Origin of the sequence: Bacteriovorax stolpii, assembly GCF_002872415.1 — a bacterium.
GTDB lineage: Bacteria > Bdellovibrionota > Bacteriovoracia > Bacteriovoracales > Bacteriovoracaceae > Bacteriovorax > Bacteriovorax stolpii.
The window spans coordinates 42440-58075 of sequence record NZ_CP025704.1 but is presented as its reverse complement, the minus strand read 5'-3'; the positions used below and the strand labels follow the sequence as shown (position 1 = coordinate 58075).

At 40.6% G+C, this 15636-nt stretch carries 13 protein-coding genes and 3 tRNA genes; 5 read left to right on the top strand and 11 right to left on the bottom strand.

Translation table 11 applies throughout. The annotated features are described in order from the left end of the window. Nucleotides 1-2 precede the first annotated feature (2 nt). From C0V70_RS00255 to C0V70_RS00235, 5 genes are all read left to right on the top strand, one after another. The gene (locus C0V70_RS00255; RefSeq protein ID WP_102241855.1) at nt 3-920 is read left to right on the top strand and encodes a DUF58 domain-containing protein; all 918 of its coding nucleotides are present in this window, start codon (nt 3-5) and stop codon (nt 918-920) included. Next, nucleotides 913-2769, top strand: a complete 1857-nt coding sequence (locus tag C0V70_RS00250) for a transglutaminase TgpA family protein (RefSeq protein ID WP_102241854.1) — start codon at nt 913-915, stop codon at nt 2767-2769. The genes C0V70_RS00255 and C0V70_RS00250 overlap by 8 nt, the downstream gene beginning before the upstream one ends. 38 nt (nt 2770-2807) lie before the next feature. Continuing rightward, nucleotides 2808-4130 carry a DEAD/DEAH box helicase gene (locus C0V70_RS00245; protein ID WP_102241853.1) on the top strand — a complete coding sequence of 441 codons (1323 nt, stop codon included), beginning with the start codon at nt 2808-2810 and terminating at the stop codon, nt 4128-4130. Nucleotides 4131-4301: 171 nt separating this feature from the next. Then, complete coding sequence (locus C0V70_RS00240) at nt 4302-4616, top strand: RNA-binding regulator (RefSeq protein ID WP_102241852.1); 315 nt, start codon at nt 4302-4304, stop codon at nt 4614-4616. A gap of 69 nt (nt 4617-4685) precedes the next feature. Next, nucleotides 4686-4859 (top strand): zinc ribbon domain-containing protein, encoded by a 174-nt coding sequence (locus tag C0V70_RS00235; RefSeq protein ID WP_102241851.1) that lies wholly within the window; start codon nt 4686-4688, stop codon nt 4857-4859. On the opposite strand, the gene C0V70_RS00230 is transcribed toward C0V70_RS00235, so the two are convergent. From C0V70_RS00230 to C0V70_RS00180, 11 genes are all read right to left on the bottom strand, one after another. Continuing rightward, nucleotides 4860-5117: an RNA recognition motif domain-containing protein gene (locus C0V70_RS00230; RefSeq protein ID WP_102241850.1), complete on the bottom strand. Its 258-nt coding sequence runs from the start codon at nt 5115-5117 to the stop codon at nt 4860-4862. A gap of 205 nt (nt 5118-5322) precedes the next feature. Then, nucleotides 5323-6408 (bottom strand): OmpA family protein, encoded by a 1086-nt coding sequence (locus C0V70_RS00225; RefSeq protein ID WP_102241849.1) that lies wholly within the window; start codon nt 6406-6408, stop codon nt 5323-5325. Between the two features lie 97 nt (nt 6409-6505). Beyond that, nucleotides 6506-7138 (bottom strand): response regulator, encoded by a 633-nt coding sequence (locus tag C0V70_RS00220; protein WP_102241848.1) that lies wholly within the window; start codon nt 7136-7138, stop codon nt 6506-6508. A 137-nt stretch (nt 7139-7275) separates the two neighbouring features. Then, nucleotides 7276-8604 (bottom strand): hypothetical protein, encoded by a 1329-nt coding sequence (locus tag C0V70_RS00215; protein WP_102241847.1) that lies wholly within the window; start codon nt 8602-8604, stop codon nt 7276-7278. Continuing rightward, on the bottom strand, nt 8605-9228 hold the full coding sequence (locus C0V70_RS00210) for a hypothetical protein (protein ID WP_102241846.1): 624 nt from the start codon (nt 9226-9228) through the stop codon (nt 8605-8607). Nucleotides 9229-9310: 82 nt separating this feature from the next. Next, nucleotides 9311-10198: a hypothetical protein gene (locus C0V70_RS00205; protein ID WP_102241845.1), complete on the bottom strand. Its 888-nt coding sequence runs from the start codon at nt 10196-10198 to the stop codon at nt 9311-9313. 439 nt (nt 10199-10637) lie between these two features. Continuing rightward, nucleotides 10638-10714 (bottom strand) — tRNA-Arg (locus tag C0V70_RS00200). Between the two features lie 29 nt (nt 10715-10743). After that, a tRNA-Ser gene (locus C0V70_RS00195) sits at nt 10744-10835 on the bottom strand. Nucleotides 10836-10879: 44 nt separating this feature from the next. Then, a tRNA-Ser gene (locus C0V70_RS00190) sits at nt 10880-10967 on the bottom strand. 53 nt (nt 10968-11020) lie between these two features. Beyond that, nucleotides 11021-14242, bottom strand: a complete 3222-nt coding sequence (locus C0V70_RS00185; RefSeq protein ID WP_102241844.1) for a tetratricopeptide repeat protein — start codon at nt 14240-14242, stop codon at nt 11021-11023. Between the two features lie 10 nt (nt 14243-14252). After that, nucleotides 14253-15635: an NADH-quinone oxidoreductase subunit N gene (locus tag C0V70_RS00180; protein ID WP_102241843.1), complete on the bottom strand. Its 1383-nt coding sequence runs from the start codon at nt 15633-15635 to the stop codon at nt 14253-14255. Nucleotide 15636: the final 1 nt, after the last annotated feature.

Sequence of the window (15636 nt, the reverse complement as noted above, 5' to 3'; positions counted from 1 at the left end):
AAATGTTTCGTTCCCTGCGAAGCTTTTTTTATAACCGAGCTGCGAATTCAGGTCGCAAACATCCACTCTATATCGTTCCAACCCTTGATGGACTTAAAGTCATTGCTTTAAATATTACCTTATTAGTTATTGGTCTCGTTTATGCCAATAACTATGTTCTCCTGTTTAACTTTGTTCTCTTTTGTTTATTTCTCGGCTCGATGTTTTACACCCATTTCAATCTTTCCGGTGTTAGGCTTGAGTCCATTCAAATACCTTCTTTCCATGCCGGCGAAGACAGTAGCGCCATTCTTCATTTTTCTTCGAGTAATGCTCAGGGGCATTATTTTATCCGTCCCTACTTTAAAAGCTCGTTAGTAAGACTTAATCACTTCAAAGAAACATTTCCCATAAGGCCAGATGAGACAACTGTTGTAAAAGTTTCCTTAAAAGGTATAAAAAGAGGGCAAGATACGATTAAGTCCGTTTACATCGAAACATTATTTCCTTTTAATTTCTTCCGTTGTTTTACTTTTTTTAATATCAATCAAGACATTTTTATTTTTCCAGAAAGGTCCAATCTAAATATCCATGAAGAAGTTGAAGTCACAGATTCAAGGAAAGAAGATGGTGATGATTTTTATTTAAGAGATTATGTGCCAGGAGACTCTTTAAAACGAGTCGACTGGAAAAAACTGGCACAAACCAATAAGTGGTACACCAGACAATTTCAAGCGCATATACCAAGTCCTATCATGTTGATTCTGGATAAAACTCCGGTAGAAGACACTCTTAAGTCTATTAGTTTTTCCATTCATAATCTTCATCAACAAAATATCAAATATGGATTGAAACTAGGGGATAGTGTTCTTATTGCTCCTGAGAATTCACCAAGACACTTAACTCAATGCCTGCGTGAACTGGCGAGATACCATGCTTAAGTTCATTACCATCGCCATTATTATCACCAACATGCTTCTGCTCAATGATGATGTTCCCGTAAATATCATGGGCATAACTTTTGCGAGTTTGATTCTTTCCCTGTTTATCACTCATAAAACAGTCCGCACGACGATTAAGATCATACTGCTTGCTCTTTCAATGCTTCTTTTAAGGCTGCACTTTAAAACATTGCTCGTGACCGAGTGTGGGGTTTCTTTTGTACTTATTTTGTCTGCACTGAAGTTTTGGGAACTCAATGAAGAACGCGATCACTTCAACATGTTTCTTATTCTCTGCCTGGCCGAATGCTCGGTCTTTCTTTTAAATCCAACCTTCCTGGTGTTTGCTTTTGGCATTGTGAAGATGATGTTCTATTTCTATTACATTTTAAAAATGAGAAACTACGATATCTCGCTTTTAAATCCTAAGAGACTCATCCTTCTGGCAGCACCTTCTATTGCTCTTTCACTGCTGCTTTTTTATACATTTCCTCGTTTCACTCAAGGGTTCATTAACACCAGTGATATGCAATATATTATCTCTGGCGCCAGCTCTCGTTTTGATTTCAAACAGCTCGGTCCAATCAGCCTTTCTTCAGAACAGGCCTTTAAGGCCTATGGCCTTGAAGACAGTAAACTTCCCTTTAAAATTCTTTACTGGAGAACGGCCGTCCTTTGGCAGCTTTCAGGGCAGGAGTGGAGTGCGGCCAACAGCAACCTTAAAAAACCAGAACAGACTTTAATAAATGCTCCACTGAAGTACCGAGTGGAAGTCTTTGATCGCTTTAAAGAATACCTCCCGGTTCTGGATGGCACGGCCAATGTTGAAAGCGCTAATCTTCCTTTTGTTTCTTACAGTGATGGAAGTTTTAAGCTGAGAACCATTTCCAGAGGTGAACTTACTTACATCGCAAACGGAAACTACCAGACAAGAATTCAGGACGCCTCACCACTTATGCTGAGAAAAGGTCTGCGTCTAAAATCCCCAAGAAAAGATGAAGTTTACAAAAGTTATTTCTCGGGTGAAGAAAAACAACTTCAAGATGAAGAAAAACTAAAAGAACTCATTGGCATTTTTAAAAAACGCGGTTTTCAATACAGCACAGCTCCCGAAAGTTACGCTTCCGTTGAAGACTTCCTGTTGAAAGGGTCAAATGGGTATTGCAGCCACTTTTCAGCGGCCTTTGTTTATCTTGCACGTCTAAGAGGACTTCCAGCTCGAATCGTCACCGGATATCTCGGTGGTGAATTTAATCCTTACGACAACTCCGTCATCGTCAAAGAACTCGATGCCCATGCCTGGGTAGAAGTTTATCTGGCAGAAAAAGGCTGGGTGAAAGTTGATCCTACATCACTTGTGGCACCGGAAAGAGTTACCATGAGTACAGAAGAGTTTAATAAAAAGCTCAACCCGTACATTACGATCTTTAATTTAAAAATTGACCGCAGCCTTTTTGATTCAGCCACTATGAACAACCTGGCCCTTTGGCTTGATTCTTTGAACTCGCGTTTTAATACAAAAATTTTTAATTTTGACCGCGACACTCAGCTGGCCGTCCTTCGCGCCCTCACACCAGGCAATCTTCCTGTCGGGATTATCTTTGCTTTTTCGTTGATTCTTTTTCTGCTCATTTTCTGGCTGATTTTTTATTTATATGGAAAGAAAAGGCTTCATCCTGCCCAAAAACGCTACCTGCGCTTTCTGAGAAAGATGCACTCTTATGGGCTCCAGAAAGATGAGTGTGAAACTATTTCCATGTTTAAAGAGAGATGCCTGACCCATATTCCTGAACAATCTCAGTTCATTAGCGATGAAGTGAACCGATACATTACGGCCTTTTATAAATAATTTGCTTCTTTCGCTTAATAAATGTAAGTTGCCCCCAGATGAATCAAGACCTACCTAAGACATTTTCAGAACTAAATCTTATTGACCCTTTAAAACAAGCCTTAAGTGAAGCCGGATACAACACCCCGACACCGATCCAAGCGCAAGCTATTCCATCGCTTCTGCATGGAAAAGATCTGTTAGGTTGTGCTCAGACTGGAACTGGTAAAACAGCTGCCTTTGCTCTGCCCATCCTTCACCGCTTGGTTGAATCCAATAAAAAACCAACTCCACGTCACGCCAGAGTTTTAGTGTTGACTCCTACAAGAGAGTTGGCGATTCAAGTTCACGAAAGTTTTGTGACTTATGGAAAAAATCTCAAATTAAAATATGCCGTTATCTTTGGTGGTGTTGGCCAACAACCTCAAGTCAAGTCTCTTGCTCACGGGGTTGATGTTCTAGTGGCCACTCCTGGTCGCTTATTAGATTTAATTAACCAAGGTTTTTTAAAACTTAACGCCCTTGAAGTTTTTGTTTTAGATGAAGCAGACCGCATGCTTGATATGGGGTTCATCCACGACATTAAAAGAGTCCTGAAAATTCTTCCACCAAAAAGACATAACTTATTTTTCTCAGCGACAATGCCGCCTGAGATTGAAAAACTTGCCAACTCTATTTTGGTTAATCCAACAAGAGTTGAGGTCACCCCTGTTTCATCAACAGCTGAACTCATTGCTCAAAAAGTTATGTTCGTTGAACGCGAAAACAAGCGCCCTCTTCTAAAACATATCTTAGATAACAAAGCTCTTAAGCGAGTGATTGTTTTCTCTCGCACCAAACACGGTGCAAATAGAATTTCAGAATACCTGGCAAAAAGTGGCATTCTGAGTGAAGCCATTCATGGAAACAAATCGCAAACGGCCAGACAAAAGGCGCTCGAGAATTTCCGCACTGGAAAAATCCGCGTGCTTATTGCTACCGATATTGCCGCTCGCGGAATTGATATCGATGAGATCACTCATGTCATCAATTTTGATTTGCCAAATGTCAGTGAAGACTATGTCCACAGAATTGGAAGAACTGCACGCGCAGGCGCGAGCGGTGAAGCCATTTCATTTTGCGATGCCGATGAAAAGGCCTTCTTGAAATCCATTGAAAAACTTATTGGAAAGACTATTGAGGTGGTCGAAGACCAACCTTTCCATTCGGACAACGTTGTCAGCGCAAAGCTTCTTTCTCACGGTAAGGCGAAAGCATTAATCGATGCAGAAAACACGCTAAAACCTGATCGTTCTCGTCATAAAGGCGGGCGTTTTCATAGGGGAGGAAGAAACCCTGCTCCTAAAAAGGAACAAGGACACAAACAAGGAAGTAAAACTTAGTTCTTAAGATCCTCACGATTACCTTAATTTTTATATGGTAATATGATTTGTAATAGATTTATTAAAAGTGCTCTGCTAGGGTGCTATCAGAATAATGTTCGTCGCATTTAGATTAGTGGTCAGTGTTTATCGCCCTCTCTTTAGCGGCCCCCAACCTTAAGGAGGTTTACAATGGGTAGAAAACTTTATGTCGGAAATCTTCCGTACACAACAAACGATGCCATTCTTAGACAAAAGTTCGAAGAAGTAGGAACAGTTGATTCTTCAAAAGTAATCACAGACCGTGAAACTGGAAGAAGCAAAGGTTTCGGATTCATCGAAATGTCTTCAGATGAAGAAGCTGAAGAGGCAATCAACAAATTCCACGGGAAAGAATTTGAAGGTCGTCCAATGACTGTTAGCGAAGCTAAACCAATGACTCCAAACGAGAACCGTGGTGGATCACGTGGTGGATTCGGTGGCGGTGGAAGAAACAACCGTTATTAATTTAAAAAAAACAGGGTCATCGAAAGATGGCCCTTTTTTTTGTCCGATTTTCTGATTACGATCTTGAGCATGGAAATTAAATGTCACTTTTGTTTTGAAACAATCCCGCTAGAAATTTACCGCGAAGAAGGTGACAAACAAGATTTTATTGTCGATTGCGAAGTCTGCTGTCATCCATTACACATCACTGCTGAATGGAACGACGAAGAAGAAGATTTTGATGTTGAAGTCGACGCTGGCTAATTAGTGTAAAAGAGATTTTTTCGCTTCTACAACACTGATTGAGCGCCCATTAAAAACAGATCCATTCAAATTAACAATGGCCCTCTCTGCCTCCTCAGGCGATTCCATTTCAACGAAGCCAAATCCCATTGATAAGTTAGTTTCTCGATCTTTAATAATTTTAGCAGAGCAGACGTGCCCATATTTTGAAAATTTTTCAGTCAGGACTTCGTTGCCAATATTTTTTGGTAAATTTCCTACATAAATCTTTTGTGGCATAAAATGCTCCTGTGTTTTCAAAAAACCAAGAAGTTCAAAAAGACTCACGTCGACTCTAAGGCCCTTATTTCATCATTTCAAGTTACGATTATGTAATTATTTTTAAATTAAAGTTACGTGAAGAAATGCGGCCAGCAATCTTGAATAATACGTGACTGCTTGCAGGAGCACTGACCGAGTCGATTATGCAACCCGGTCAGGCATATTAAAGCTGTATCACAAATTCTATTCTACGATTAGCTGTACGTCCTTCTGTTGTATTATTGCTCGCAATAGGATCACTCTCTCCTCGACCAACAGTTTCAATACGGCTTGAACGCACACCTCTAAAGACAAGCTCATCCTTGACGGCCATCGCACGCTTACTTGATAAGGCAATATTATTAGCAGGTAGACCAACATTATCAGTATACCCCTCTATGCGTGCAGTGGCCTTAGGATGATTTTTCATCACAGCGACAATGTGATCTAGTTCTTTATTTGCCCCTGCACCTACGGAAATTGTTCCCGTTTTAAAAGTTAGGTTTTCAAATTTAAAACGTTTAACAGTACCGGCCGAAGCGCTGTTCATAAAATTTCCAAGTGTATTGATTGGTTGAATATTTTCTCGGCTCGCTATCGCGGGCATTGCCGGCATGCTTGTAGTGCGCGTCTCTTCAGAGACTGTTTGTCTTGAGCTATACCACCAGAACAATCCCACAAGAACTAAAATACCTAAAACGATTTTTGGCCATACATTTCCCCTGTCGACTATCTTGGGTAGTGCCTGAGACGAAGAGAGGGCAGAGAGGCCAGGAAGCCCCGATGGCAGCATGCTGCTTAAAGAGCTCTTCTGCTGACTTAAAAAACTCATTAAAGCAGAAGGGGTCATGTGCTCTGTTTTAATTTTGGAGCTAATCGCTCCCATAACTAATGGGGCGGTCATGCCCAACATTTTATTTAGACTCGCAACATTCATCCCTGTCGTTGTGCCAAGCTTTGCCAGGATACCATTGAGATTATTTCCGAAGATTTTATTCACAACTTCATTGCCCTCGCGGATCTCTGTTGGATCAGTGGCCACGTCGGCAATTGGCGCTTGATGATTGGCAATATCTACTAGTGTTTCAGCGCCTTCTTTTGTGGAGCCTTTGTTAATAATTCCCATTAAAAGAGTTGGGATTGCTGATTTTAATCCGACACGCGTTTGTTCTACTGGCTGATTAATTTCCTTGCTGATTTTTTGAAGAATATCTGGGGAGAAAAAACTCTGAGAGACATTAAATAGGCTGTCGCCCGCAATTGCCGCCATACACTTCCTCCTTGGCAGAATTAACTCTGAGGAAATAAATGCAATTTTAAAGCCTATTAAAATTTGACTAATTTAAACTCAAGCAAAAAGAAACTATCTAGGCCGTTTTGTTAAAATGAGCAACTTTATCTTTCTTTAAAATCTTTTTACTTTGTGTATTTAGATCACTGATTTGTTTTACTATGTTAGTAATTCTCACTAAAGCATTCTCCGCCTTTTCCAACTGTGTATAATCAGCGCGCCTATTGGCCTTGCGAATGTGATTTAAAGCAATAAAGAGAGGGTTGTTGATTTCGTGATTCAGTGTCGTCACAACTTCGTTAATAACCTCAAGCTTATTTTTTGCTGTATGCTGCTCATGAAGTTTCTGAAGAGTGATTTGTGTTTTCACTCGGGCCGCGACAGTTTCAATGGTAATAGGTTTGGTGATGTAGTCATTGCATCCTTGGTCTAAGGCATAAACGATTTTTTCTGTCTCATTCATTGATGTCACCATGATTACCGGAAGCTCTGAAGGCAAATAAGAATCCCTAATTTCGGCCAGGACATCCAAACCAGTCATACCAGGCATGTTCCAATCCAGCAAAACGAGGTCATAAGTGTTCTTCTTAATCAGCTCAAGCACTCTCTCACCACTTAGGACATGATCAACATTATAACCAAAGCCATTCAGACCAAGCACAATATGATCTGCAATATCTTGGTCATCATCCACTAATAAAATGTTCATTCTCACATCCTTGTTACCCAACTATTCGGGCTCCACAGAAGGAGAAATGAGGAAAATTCCATTCTTAATATTAAATTATGGTTGTCGAGCTTTTGACTTAACTAATACCGGAATTTTTTTCCCTGGAATTTTCCTTACTATATATCTTGGGCAATATTTCTTATTTCTTTCCAACTGAGAAGAAGCTCTGCATACTGACCGATCCAATCCGCGGCCAACAATGAGTTATTTGTTTCCATTGGCAGCAAATTTGGCGATTTTTGTAATGCTTTATCTATTAGCGCCTTTTCTTGAACTGCCAACTTAATCCAGTCTTGGAAAAAATCATTGTCTTTTGATTGTAGGTTCTTAATTTTTTCTTCTAGCCTAAGTGCTCTTTCTGAGAAATGCTGGGAAATTAAAAAATTTAATCTTTCAGTAAAATTTTTCTCCTGGGCAAATTCCAAAAAGAACTCTCCAGCATTTTTATAATTTTTTTCTATATTCTTTTTAAGAAACTCTATCCAGAGAAGAACCATAATATCGTTCATTCGCATCTCTAAATCTGGTAAATCTTCTGTATAATTTCTTATCTCAACAGGTGCATGCATAATCGCAAAGCTCAAATGTCCAATAAGGGCATTTGATAAACAAGCGCTCAGAGCATAGGCATACGCACTGTCTTGATTTCTTCCCATTGGAAAAAAAGGTGGTAATTCATAGTCATTTGAAAATCCCGCACACATCAACATGGCCGGAGAATATTTAAATGCCTGGACTTTATCAGACACACGCCAAACCAAACGACTCTTTAAGGCCGCATGAAATTGATCCTTTTTAATCAACTCATGAATAGATTGTTCATTGAGTGAAAAAATGCCGCGCGGACTCTGAAAGCCAGAATCGCCATAATACCCACAAAGCGAGAGCGCACAAAATTGAGAGTTTTGAACAAAAGAGAGCATCTGTATTTGTGTCGAAAGAAACTCTTCGTCCTTAAGCCTTTCAGATTTTTCTTTTAACAAATTTAACGATTGTTGATCTTTAAAATACAAGGTCGATAGAGGATTTCCAGGTGAAGGTCCAAGCGCGTTGCCAATTTCAACAGGAGCTAATCTCCTGGGTTCAAAAACCACATCATCATCAACTGAGACAAATTTTTTACCAACAAGTTTTAATAATAGAAAATTTCTGTTGGCGCCAGTAGTGATAACTCCTTTAGGTGCTGAAGGATTGAGAGCAAAGTCAATTAATGATGGGTTAATATGAGCACGACGGCAGTTTTCTTTAAGCAAGTTAATCCATTTGTACCGAGCTTCCCCTTCCCATAATTCTGCTTCAATATGTTCAGAATTAAAAAGGGGAGTCAACTCTGACTCCCCGGTATTTGAAACAAAAAAATTTAGCTTTAAATTCGTATTCTTAAAACTTTTTACTGAACGTAAAACGCTTTTAGAACGATTATGCGTTGGCCATGCGATGATCAATTAACTGTTGCCGTACAAAGTAAAATCTACCGAGTAATTCGGCGAAGTCGCATCATTCGTGTGAACGACAACTTCAAACTTTTGAGCAGTCGTCGCATCATCAACAAAAGTGGTTTCACCATAAGTGCAGATACTATTATTAGTCGTGCTCACCGTAATAGTAAAATCTGTACTTGCTCCGGCCGCTAAAGGAAAAGTTGGAGCTGTTGTTAAAGTGTATGTTACATCACCAGAGCTCATACTTCCCCAGTTGTACACAGTGTTATCAGTAATTGTTACCGCCGGAGAATTCGTGGCGCTTACTGATGAACTTCCGTTATTTTTTAAAGTAAAATTAAAAGGAATGCTCGTCCCACCACAATCGCTGTTAATTTGATAAAAACTTCCCAGATTGGACTTATTGGCCGCCGTAATTGAGCCCGTCGGAAATGATGATGAATTCGCAAGAGAGACAAGTGCGTTGCCATTTCTTGAGTTTTTATAGCTTAAGCTAATCCCACCTGTGCCACCGCCTCCCGTTGATCCACCTGAAGCTTGATTGCTGTCGTCACCACAGCTCGTAAGAAGCAGGGATAGAGGAATAAGAGTTGAAACTAGAAACTTTGCTTTATTTGTTTTTTTCATAACTAAAGCTTAGCGACTCTTGTTTTTTTTCATATCCCCCAAAATGGGGGATACTCTAACTTCCCGGTGAAAATTGATTTAATTAGTTCAGCAATTGAATTTTGGCCAATTCTCCCTGGCGCGACAAACAAGCGGCTTTCTGTTGCAAGTAAGATGCTTTGGAAGAGAGATCATAGGCTTTTTGATAATTCACACAATTGTCTGTGTAATTTTGTCTGGCCTCCTGGATGATCCCCAGGTTGTAGTAGATATCGCTTCTTGGCCTTTTTTCTAAAAGCCCTGACAGATAATGAAAAGCACTGTCATACTCTTTGTTATCAATAAATTTCTCAAGCGCTTCCATATCATCTTCATCATCTTCAATTTTAAGTGAAACAAGCCTAGGCTCCGGAGTTATTTTCTTTAAAACTTCCTTAGCTAAATTGAGATTCAACTTATCCATGGCGTCCGCAGTTGTATACGTATCCTGTAAACTTATCGCTTCGGCCTTCTCATCAGTTCCAAGAATAAGATTAAAAATCGGTCTTAAACTTTTGGCCCCAGGCTCTTTTGGCATTTCTTTTTCCGAGGAAGCATCTCCTCGGCCGGTAAAACTAAATGTTTTTTCAACTTTTTTATCACTGCTTCTCACAATCAAAACACCCGAGCCTTCTGCGATCATGGAAACGCTTCTGTATTTTTTTCCATCTCTCTCTGTCGTAGATGAATAACTTTCTCTCGAGTCTCTTTTAATCCCTTCAAAAGAAAGCTCATAAAATTTCTTATCACTAGCACTCGCCAGTTTAAGCCATCCATCCTCAGCAATGCTCTTTTCTAAAATTTTAACGAAACTGTTCGTCTCAGGATAAATAACTTTCACCACCGTTCCTTTGGCCAGAGCAAATTCCCCCGCCGAACGATACTCAACCGGAACATAAGTCGAACACGCTGTAAAAAGTAGGAGAGAGCTTAAAATAAGTAGTGTTTTCATGAGCTCATCATATCGGCCCTTTCGATTTTAACAAAGCCATCTGTAAAAGAAGCAAACACCACATGCGTACATCAAAATCCCGCGCAAGAGTTTACAATTCTTGACCTCGGCCTGACTTAACTAACAAAACCAAATGCTAGACTTCTTTTTATGTACACATCTTTCATCCTAAACCCCCGCCCATCCCCCAACGACTAATCCTCTCCCTCCGAGCCGCGCCCCCCAGGCGCGCTCCTCTCTAAAAAAACCCCCGGCATGCATGAGCGCATTCGGCACTTGCCCGAAAAAATGCGCGAGCATTTTTACCCCGCAAGCGAAGCAATCAAAAAGAAAAAACACGGAATTCAAGAGATCGGGCAAGCGAACTCGTAGGTTCGACTCCTTCACAGGGCTAATTAAAAAATAAAGGTGGAAAATATTTTAGAAACTATCTAGAAAATGGCGCAATCGGCAGGAGTCGAACCTGCGACCACTTGATTCGTAGTCAAGTACTCTATCCAGCTGAGCTACGACTGCGCATAGGAAAAATATTTTAAAGATCAAAGTGGCGGAGACGGTGAGATTCGAACTCACGGTACCCCTTGCGGGGTACGACGCCTTAGCAAGGCGCTGGATTAGACCACTCTCCCACGTCTCCATCAAAAGTATCATCTAAATTTTCGGGGGATCGTAGAACTAAAGTGGCGGAGGACACAGGATTCGAACCTGCGGAACCTTTCGGTTCAACGGTTTTCAAAACCGCCGCAATCGACCACTCTGCCAATCCTCCGCTTATTTAGAAAGCCATAGTAAGGGAATTGTGCAAAAAAGACAAGAGGGAATCTATCTTAGATTTCTAATTAATGACTCAATGAGGTCTTTATCCTGGGCCCCAGGGTTCAATTTGAGGTAATCCTCGTATTTTTCTTTGGCCAACGCTCTTTGTCCGGCCGCACGATAAGCGTCACCCATTAGTTTATGGATCGCTGGATTGCTCACATCTTCCTTCAAGGCACGGTTTAAGAGCTCCAGGGCCTCGTTAGCGTAGTTCTGACCCAGCCTGATTGAAGCCATAGATACTAGAGCGTCTACTGACTTTGGGTTTAAGCTGATGGCCTTTTCGTACTTGGTAATGGCTTCGCGGTAATCTTTCTCGATTCGGAAAACCTCACCCATAATAAAATGAGCGGCATCCAGGTTCGGATTGAGCTCTAATTCTTTTTCTGCCATCTCGCGGGCCTTCTTCACATCATTTTTAGCTAAATAAACTCTCGCTAGTTGATAGTGAACGCGCGGGTAAGATTCAAGTTTGTCTTTGACTTCGCTGAATTCCAAAATCGCCTCATCATAGCGTTTCTCATCAAATAACAATTCACCTAAGTCCATGCGAACTTTTAAGTTTCCTGGATTAAGTTTGAGAAGATCGCGGCTATGAGTGATGTATTCGTCTTTTCTTCCTTCAAGTTTAGCTGCAGCGATAAGGACTTCATAAAAGGCCTCATCTTTTTTAGGCATGTTCTGAACTTTTTTATAATAGGCCTGGAATTCTTTTAACTGACCACTTCTAAAATACGCTGTGGTAATCGCAGCAACTAAAACCGGGTCTTCACCTTGTTCAGCGATAATATCGCGTAGGTATCCAATCGCTGTATCCGTTCCATCTTGCTCATAAAGAACTTCCGCATATAAAGCGTGGTAATAAACATTTTTTGGATCGAGTTGAAGCGCGCGCGTGATTCTCGCACGGGCCTCTGGAAAACGTTTATTGCGAAGAAGAATCTTCGCGATTCGATACATATTAGTATCACTTAATGGATCGTGAGAAAGAGCTCTGTCATACCACTTGATGGCAACAATAGGATTGCGTTTTGCTTCTGAGTACTGGCCCATCAAGTTAGCATAATCCGCGGTCTGAGCGTATTTTGTCAGCGCCATTTCTTTTAGAAGACTGTCGGCATCTTCAAATTTATAGGCCTTAATAAACGTTTCAACTAATGCTTTTTTTAATTGGTTGTTTTGTTGGTGAACACCAATCAAGCGCTGAAGGGCAAAGATAGCTGAATCAAAAAAACCTCTATAAGTATTTAGCTCAGCCTGAAATAAGACGGCCGGAATGTAATCCGGGTTTGCATCAACGGCTTCAATCGTAAACTGGAAAGCTGTATCAATGTTTTTTAAGCGGTATTCTTCTTTCGCTTTTTTAAGAAGACCAATTACCTTACTTTCTAAAATCAACGACTGGGATAACGAGTCTCCGCCAATTTCAAGCTTGGACAGAGTCGCACGCAGCTCATCTGATTCTTTTAACTCGAGTGACTTTTTAAAGAAAAGGCTGGCCTCTTTGTTTTGATTTTTAAAGGCTGCGAGGTAACCCATATCTTTAAAATAGCTCGCCATAAACTCGGGTGAATTTTCCGAATCAAGAGTTTTGATCTTCGTCAGGACTTCTTCAAATTTCTTAATCGATTGCTCTTTTATTAAAATATCAGCGTATTGAAGAAGAAGCAGAACGCTGTTTGGATAGAACTTTAATCCTTCTTCAATAATTGTTTTTGCACTCCCAACCTTATCGTCGTTTAAATCAAACTGCGCCAGATAGTAGTAAGCTTCAAAAGGTTTTTTAGGAATATTCTTTAAAGTCTCATAGGCCTGTCTTGCTTCAACTAATTCTCCCGCATTTGTAAGCAAATGAAGGTAATAGGCCAGCATCTTTGGCGATGGCTTACTTTTAGCGCGCAGATAGTTTTTAATAATATCAACACCTGTTTGATACTTGCCAATCTTTCCATAGAAAAGCGCGGTTCCAGTTGCTGCACTTAAATCAATCAGTAGTTTTCTTTCGGAAAGCTGAATGTATTTATAGAGTGTATTGGCCGATAAGTGTCTTTCTTTCGTGTTATCTAAAAGCTCTGCATAGGTCATGATGATTTCACCCATAGCCTCATTTCCGCTAAAGCGATTTTGTAGAGAGCTTAAGTAAAACTGTGAAGCCAGTGCACGATTTTTATAAGTGTTTTGTGAATAGAGATTCCTAGCTTGTGCCAGTGCTTTATTGGCAGCCGGAACATTTTCGACAGGTGCCGGAATAGGGAATTTGATTTCTAAATAAAGAGGTCCTGTAAATTTAGGCTTCTCTTCTTCCTGAATGAAAAAGAAATAAAACACACCCAAAAGTGCCAGCATTGCGACAATCGAGAGACCTCTTTTCTTTTTCTTAACAACAATTCGTTGCTCGAATTCTTTTTTATCACGTGAGAATTCTTCAACGATTTCAACTTCATCGTTTTCAAGCCCCTCTTGCTCGGCCTGCTCACGAAGCATGATCTCTTGCAGGTCGCGAAGTCTTTTCTTTTCCAGATTCTCTTCAATCTTTGCCTGCTTCTCAAGTTCAACTTCTGAAACTGAAAGTTGGGCATTGATCGTTGGAAGAGCGTGGGCAAGGTTAATGAATTCTGTTTTTTCGTTAACCAGCTCTTCGCGAGAAGGCTCAGGGACAACTTCCTTTAATTCAACAACAGGTTTGACTGTTTCTTTTGGCTCTTCTTTTTTAACTTCAGGTTTTGGCGGCTCAAATCTTTGAACCACAACTGTCTTTTCTAAATCCTGAGCTTTGGGGGCCAAGGCCTTCCTGTTAATGACGACAGTCTTTTCCATCCCATCTTCATAAGGTGCATCTGGATTTTGGGCCTGGTATTTTCTTTCAAGCTCAGCGTAGTTAACGTCAATCTTAACGTCTTTACCGAATTTAAATTCGTTAAAAGTCTGTTGCGCCTGGGTTGTCTCTTTTTTTACTGGAAGCCCAGTTTTGGTTAATTCTTTTTTAGCATTCTCAGGAACAGACGCTGTTAGTTCATCGTTGACCTTAAGATTTTTTGCATCAAGTTTTTTGATTAGAGTGTGGAGGTCCTGGAAATTTGAAAGAGGTTTCCAGTCGCCAATAGGAAACAGCTGGCACAGCTCTGTGCCAGCAATATGACCCTTTAAAAATAATTCACCGATTTCTTCAGTTGAAAAAGGTCCAATGACCCGCTCGTTTTTCAGGCGGATCCTGTACTTTACGCTCATTACATCCTGTCTACTTCAGCCCTAAAAAGAGTGACGGAGCAATTCCGATCGTGAAGATAGACACTAAAATGATAACATGAACCAGCGATTCGCTGAATCTGGTTTTTATTGCAGGCAGACCTTTCTTTTCCTCGTCTTCAGCGAACAGGTCACTTACGAAGCGGATGTAGTAGGCAAGACCGACAATCGAGCTAATGAAGATAGAAGTTGCTTCTAGAGTGAAGCCTTCTCTGAAATAGTTAGTAAATAGCATGTACTTCATGGCAAAACCTGAAGTCAGCGGGATCCCACCAAGGCTCAGAACAAAAACAACCAACATAATTGCTAGGCCTTTATTGCGATAAAATCCAGATTTCAGGATCTCGCGGCCGTCTCTGTTTTTGTTTAGTCCAGCAAATTGGTTCAGTATTAGGATCACTCCCGTTGCTGTTAGAGAGTAGATAACAAGGTAGCTGATTAGTTGGATTTCCAGAGCTTCATCTGGGTTTAAACAAATCATCATCAACATGTAACCTGTGTGAGCTACTGAAGAGTAAGCGATGATTCTTTTAAACTGTCCTTGAACAACAGCAATGATGTTTCCGTAGAAAGCTGAAGCAACTGCGATCACCTGAACAATACGTACCAGGTAATCGTTGAAACCTGGCTCGCTATCAAGCAGAAGGATTTGAAGCATTGTAATAAACTTAAATCCGATAATGATTTTTGAAATGAAGAAGTTCGTAGCCAGGTTACCAAGTGTGACGTTTGAGTAAACATCAGCAATCCAAGCGTGGAAAGGAAAAGCACCTAGTTTAAAACAAGCTGTCAGGATGAAGATCCCGATAGCGATTGCGTAGAATTCCTGGTTCACAACAGTTACACCAACAAGGCTCAGACCGTTTGTTGCACCTAAATAGAAAGCTACACCTAATAAGAAGATAACTGAAACAACCGCACCTTGGATAAGATACTTAACCGCAGCTTCGCGAGAGTTTTCAAGATCAGACGTTGCAACCAGAGCGTAACCAACAAGGGCAATCGTTTCCAGAGCTACGTAAAAAGTCATCAGGTCATTAGCTCCAAGAAGGAAAACCCCTCCAAGGAACATAAAGCTCATGAGAACTGAGTTCTTAACTTTTTCTAGAGAGTGGTAACCGTTGATCAAAATCATCAGAACGTTTAGAACTGAGACGATCTTTAGAAGCAAAATCTTATTTCCTTCAAGGCTAAAAAGCTCGCTCAGAGTAAAAGAGCTTGAGCTAAAAAGCATCGCGAAGAAAGTGATCGCCGAAATCAGCGTCGCCCCGAATGAAATATATTTTCCGTTGTTTTTAACATTCAAACACAGAAGAGCTACCGCATTAAGAGCAAGGAAGATTAAAACGTTTTGAACGAATGTTAAGTTTTCCATC

Excerpts from the sequence above, each read along its gene's own strand:
- C0V70_RS00210 (WP_102241846.1), bottom strand. The coding sequence starts at position 9,228 with ATGAAAAAAACAAATAAAGCAAAGTTTCTAGTTTCAACTCTTATTCCT.
- C0V70_RS00235 (WP_102241851.1), top strand. The coding sequence starts at position 4,686 with ATGGAAATTAAATGTCACTTTTGTTTTGAAACAATCCCGCTAGAAATT.
- C0V70_RS00205 (WP_102241845.1), bottom strand. The coding sequence starts at position 10,198 with ATGAAAACACTACTTATTTTAAGCTCTCTCCTACTTTTTACAGCGTGT.
- C0V70_RS00250 (WP_102241854.1), top strand. The coding sequence starts at position 913 with ATGCTTAAGTTCATTACCATCGCCATTATTATCACCAACATGCTTCTG.
- C0V70_RS00245 (WP_102241853.1), top strand. The coding sequence starts at position 2,808 with ATGAATCAAGACCTACCTAAGACATTTTCAGAACTAAATCTTATTGAC.
- C0V70_RS00230 (WP_102241850.1), bottom strand. The coding sequence starts at position 5,117 with ATGCCACAAAAGATTTATGTAGGAAATTTACCAAAAAATATTGGCAAC.
- C0V70_RS00240 (WP_102241852.1), top strand. The coding sequence starts at position 4,302 with ATGGGTAGAAAACTTTATGTCGGAAATCTTCCGTACACAACAAACGAT.
- C0V70_RS00185 (WP_102241844.1), bottom strand. The coding sequence starts at position 14,242 with ATGAGCGTAAAGTACAGGATCCGCCTGAAAAACGAGCGGGTCATTGGA.
- C0V70_RS00220 (WP_102241848.1), bottom strand. The coding sequence starts at position 7,138 with ATGAACATTTTATTAGTGGATGATGACCAAGATATTGCAGATCATATT.
- C0V70_RS00225 (WP_102241849.1), bottom strand. The coding sequence starts at position 6,408 with ATGGCGGCAATTGCGGGCGACAGCCTATTTAATGTCTCTCAGAGTTTT.
- C0V70_RS00255 (WP_102241855.1), top strand. The coding sequence starts at position 3 with ATGTTTCGTTCCCTGCGAAGCTTTTTTTATAACCGAGCTGCGAATTCA.
- C0V70_RS00180 (WP_102241843.1), bottom strand. The coding sequence starts at position 15,635 with ATGGAAAACTTAACATTCGTTCAAAACGTTTTAATCTTCCTTGCTCTT.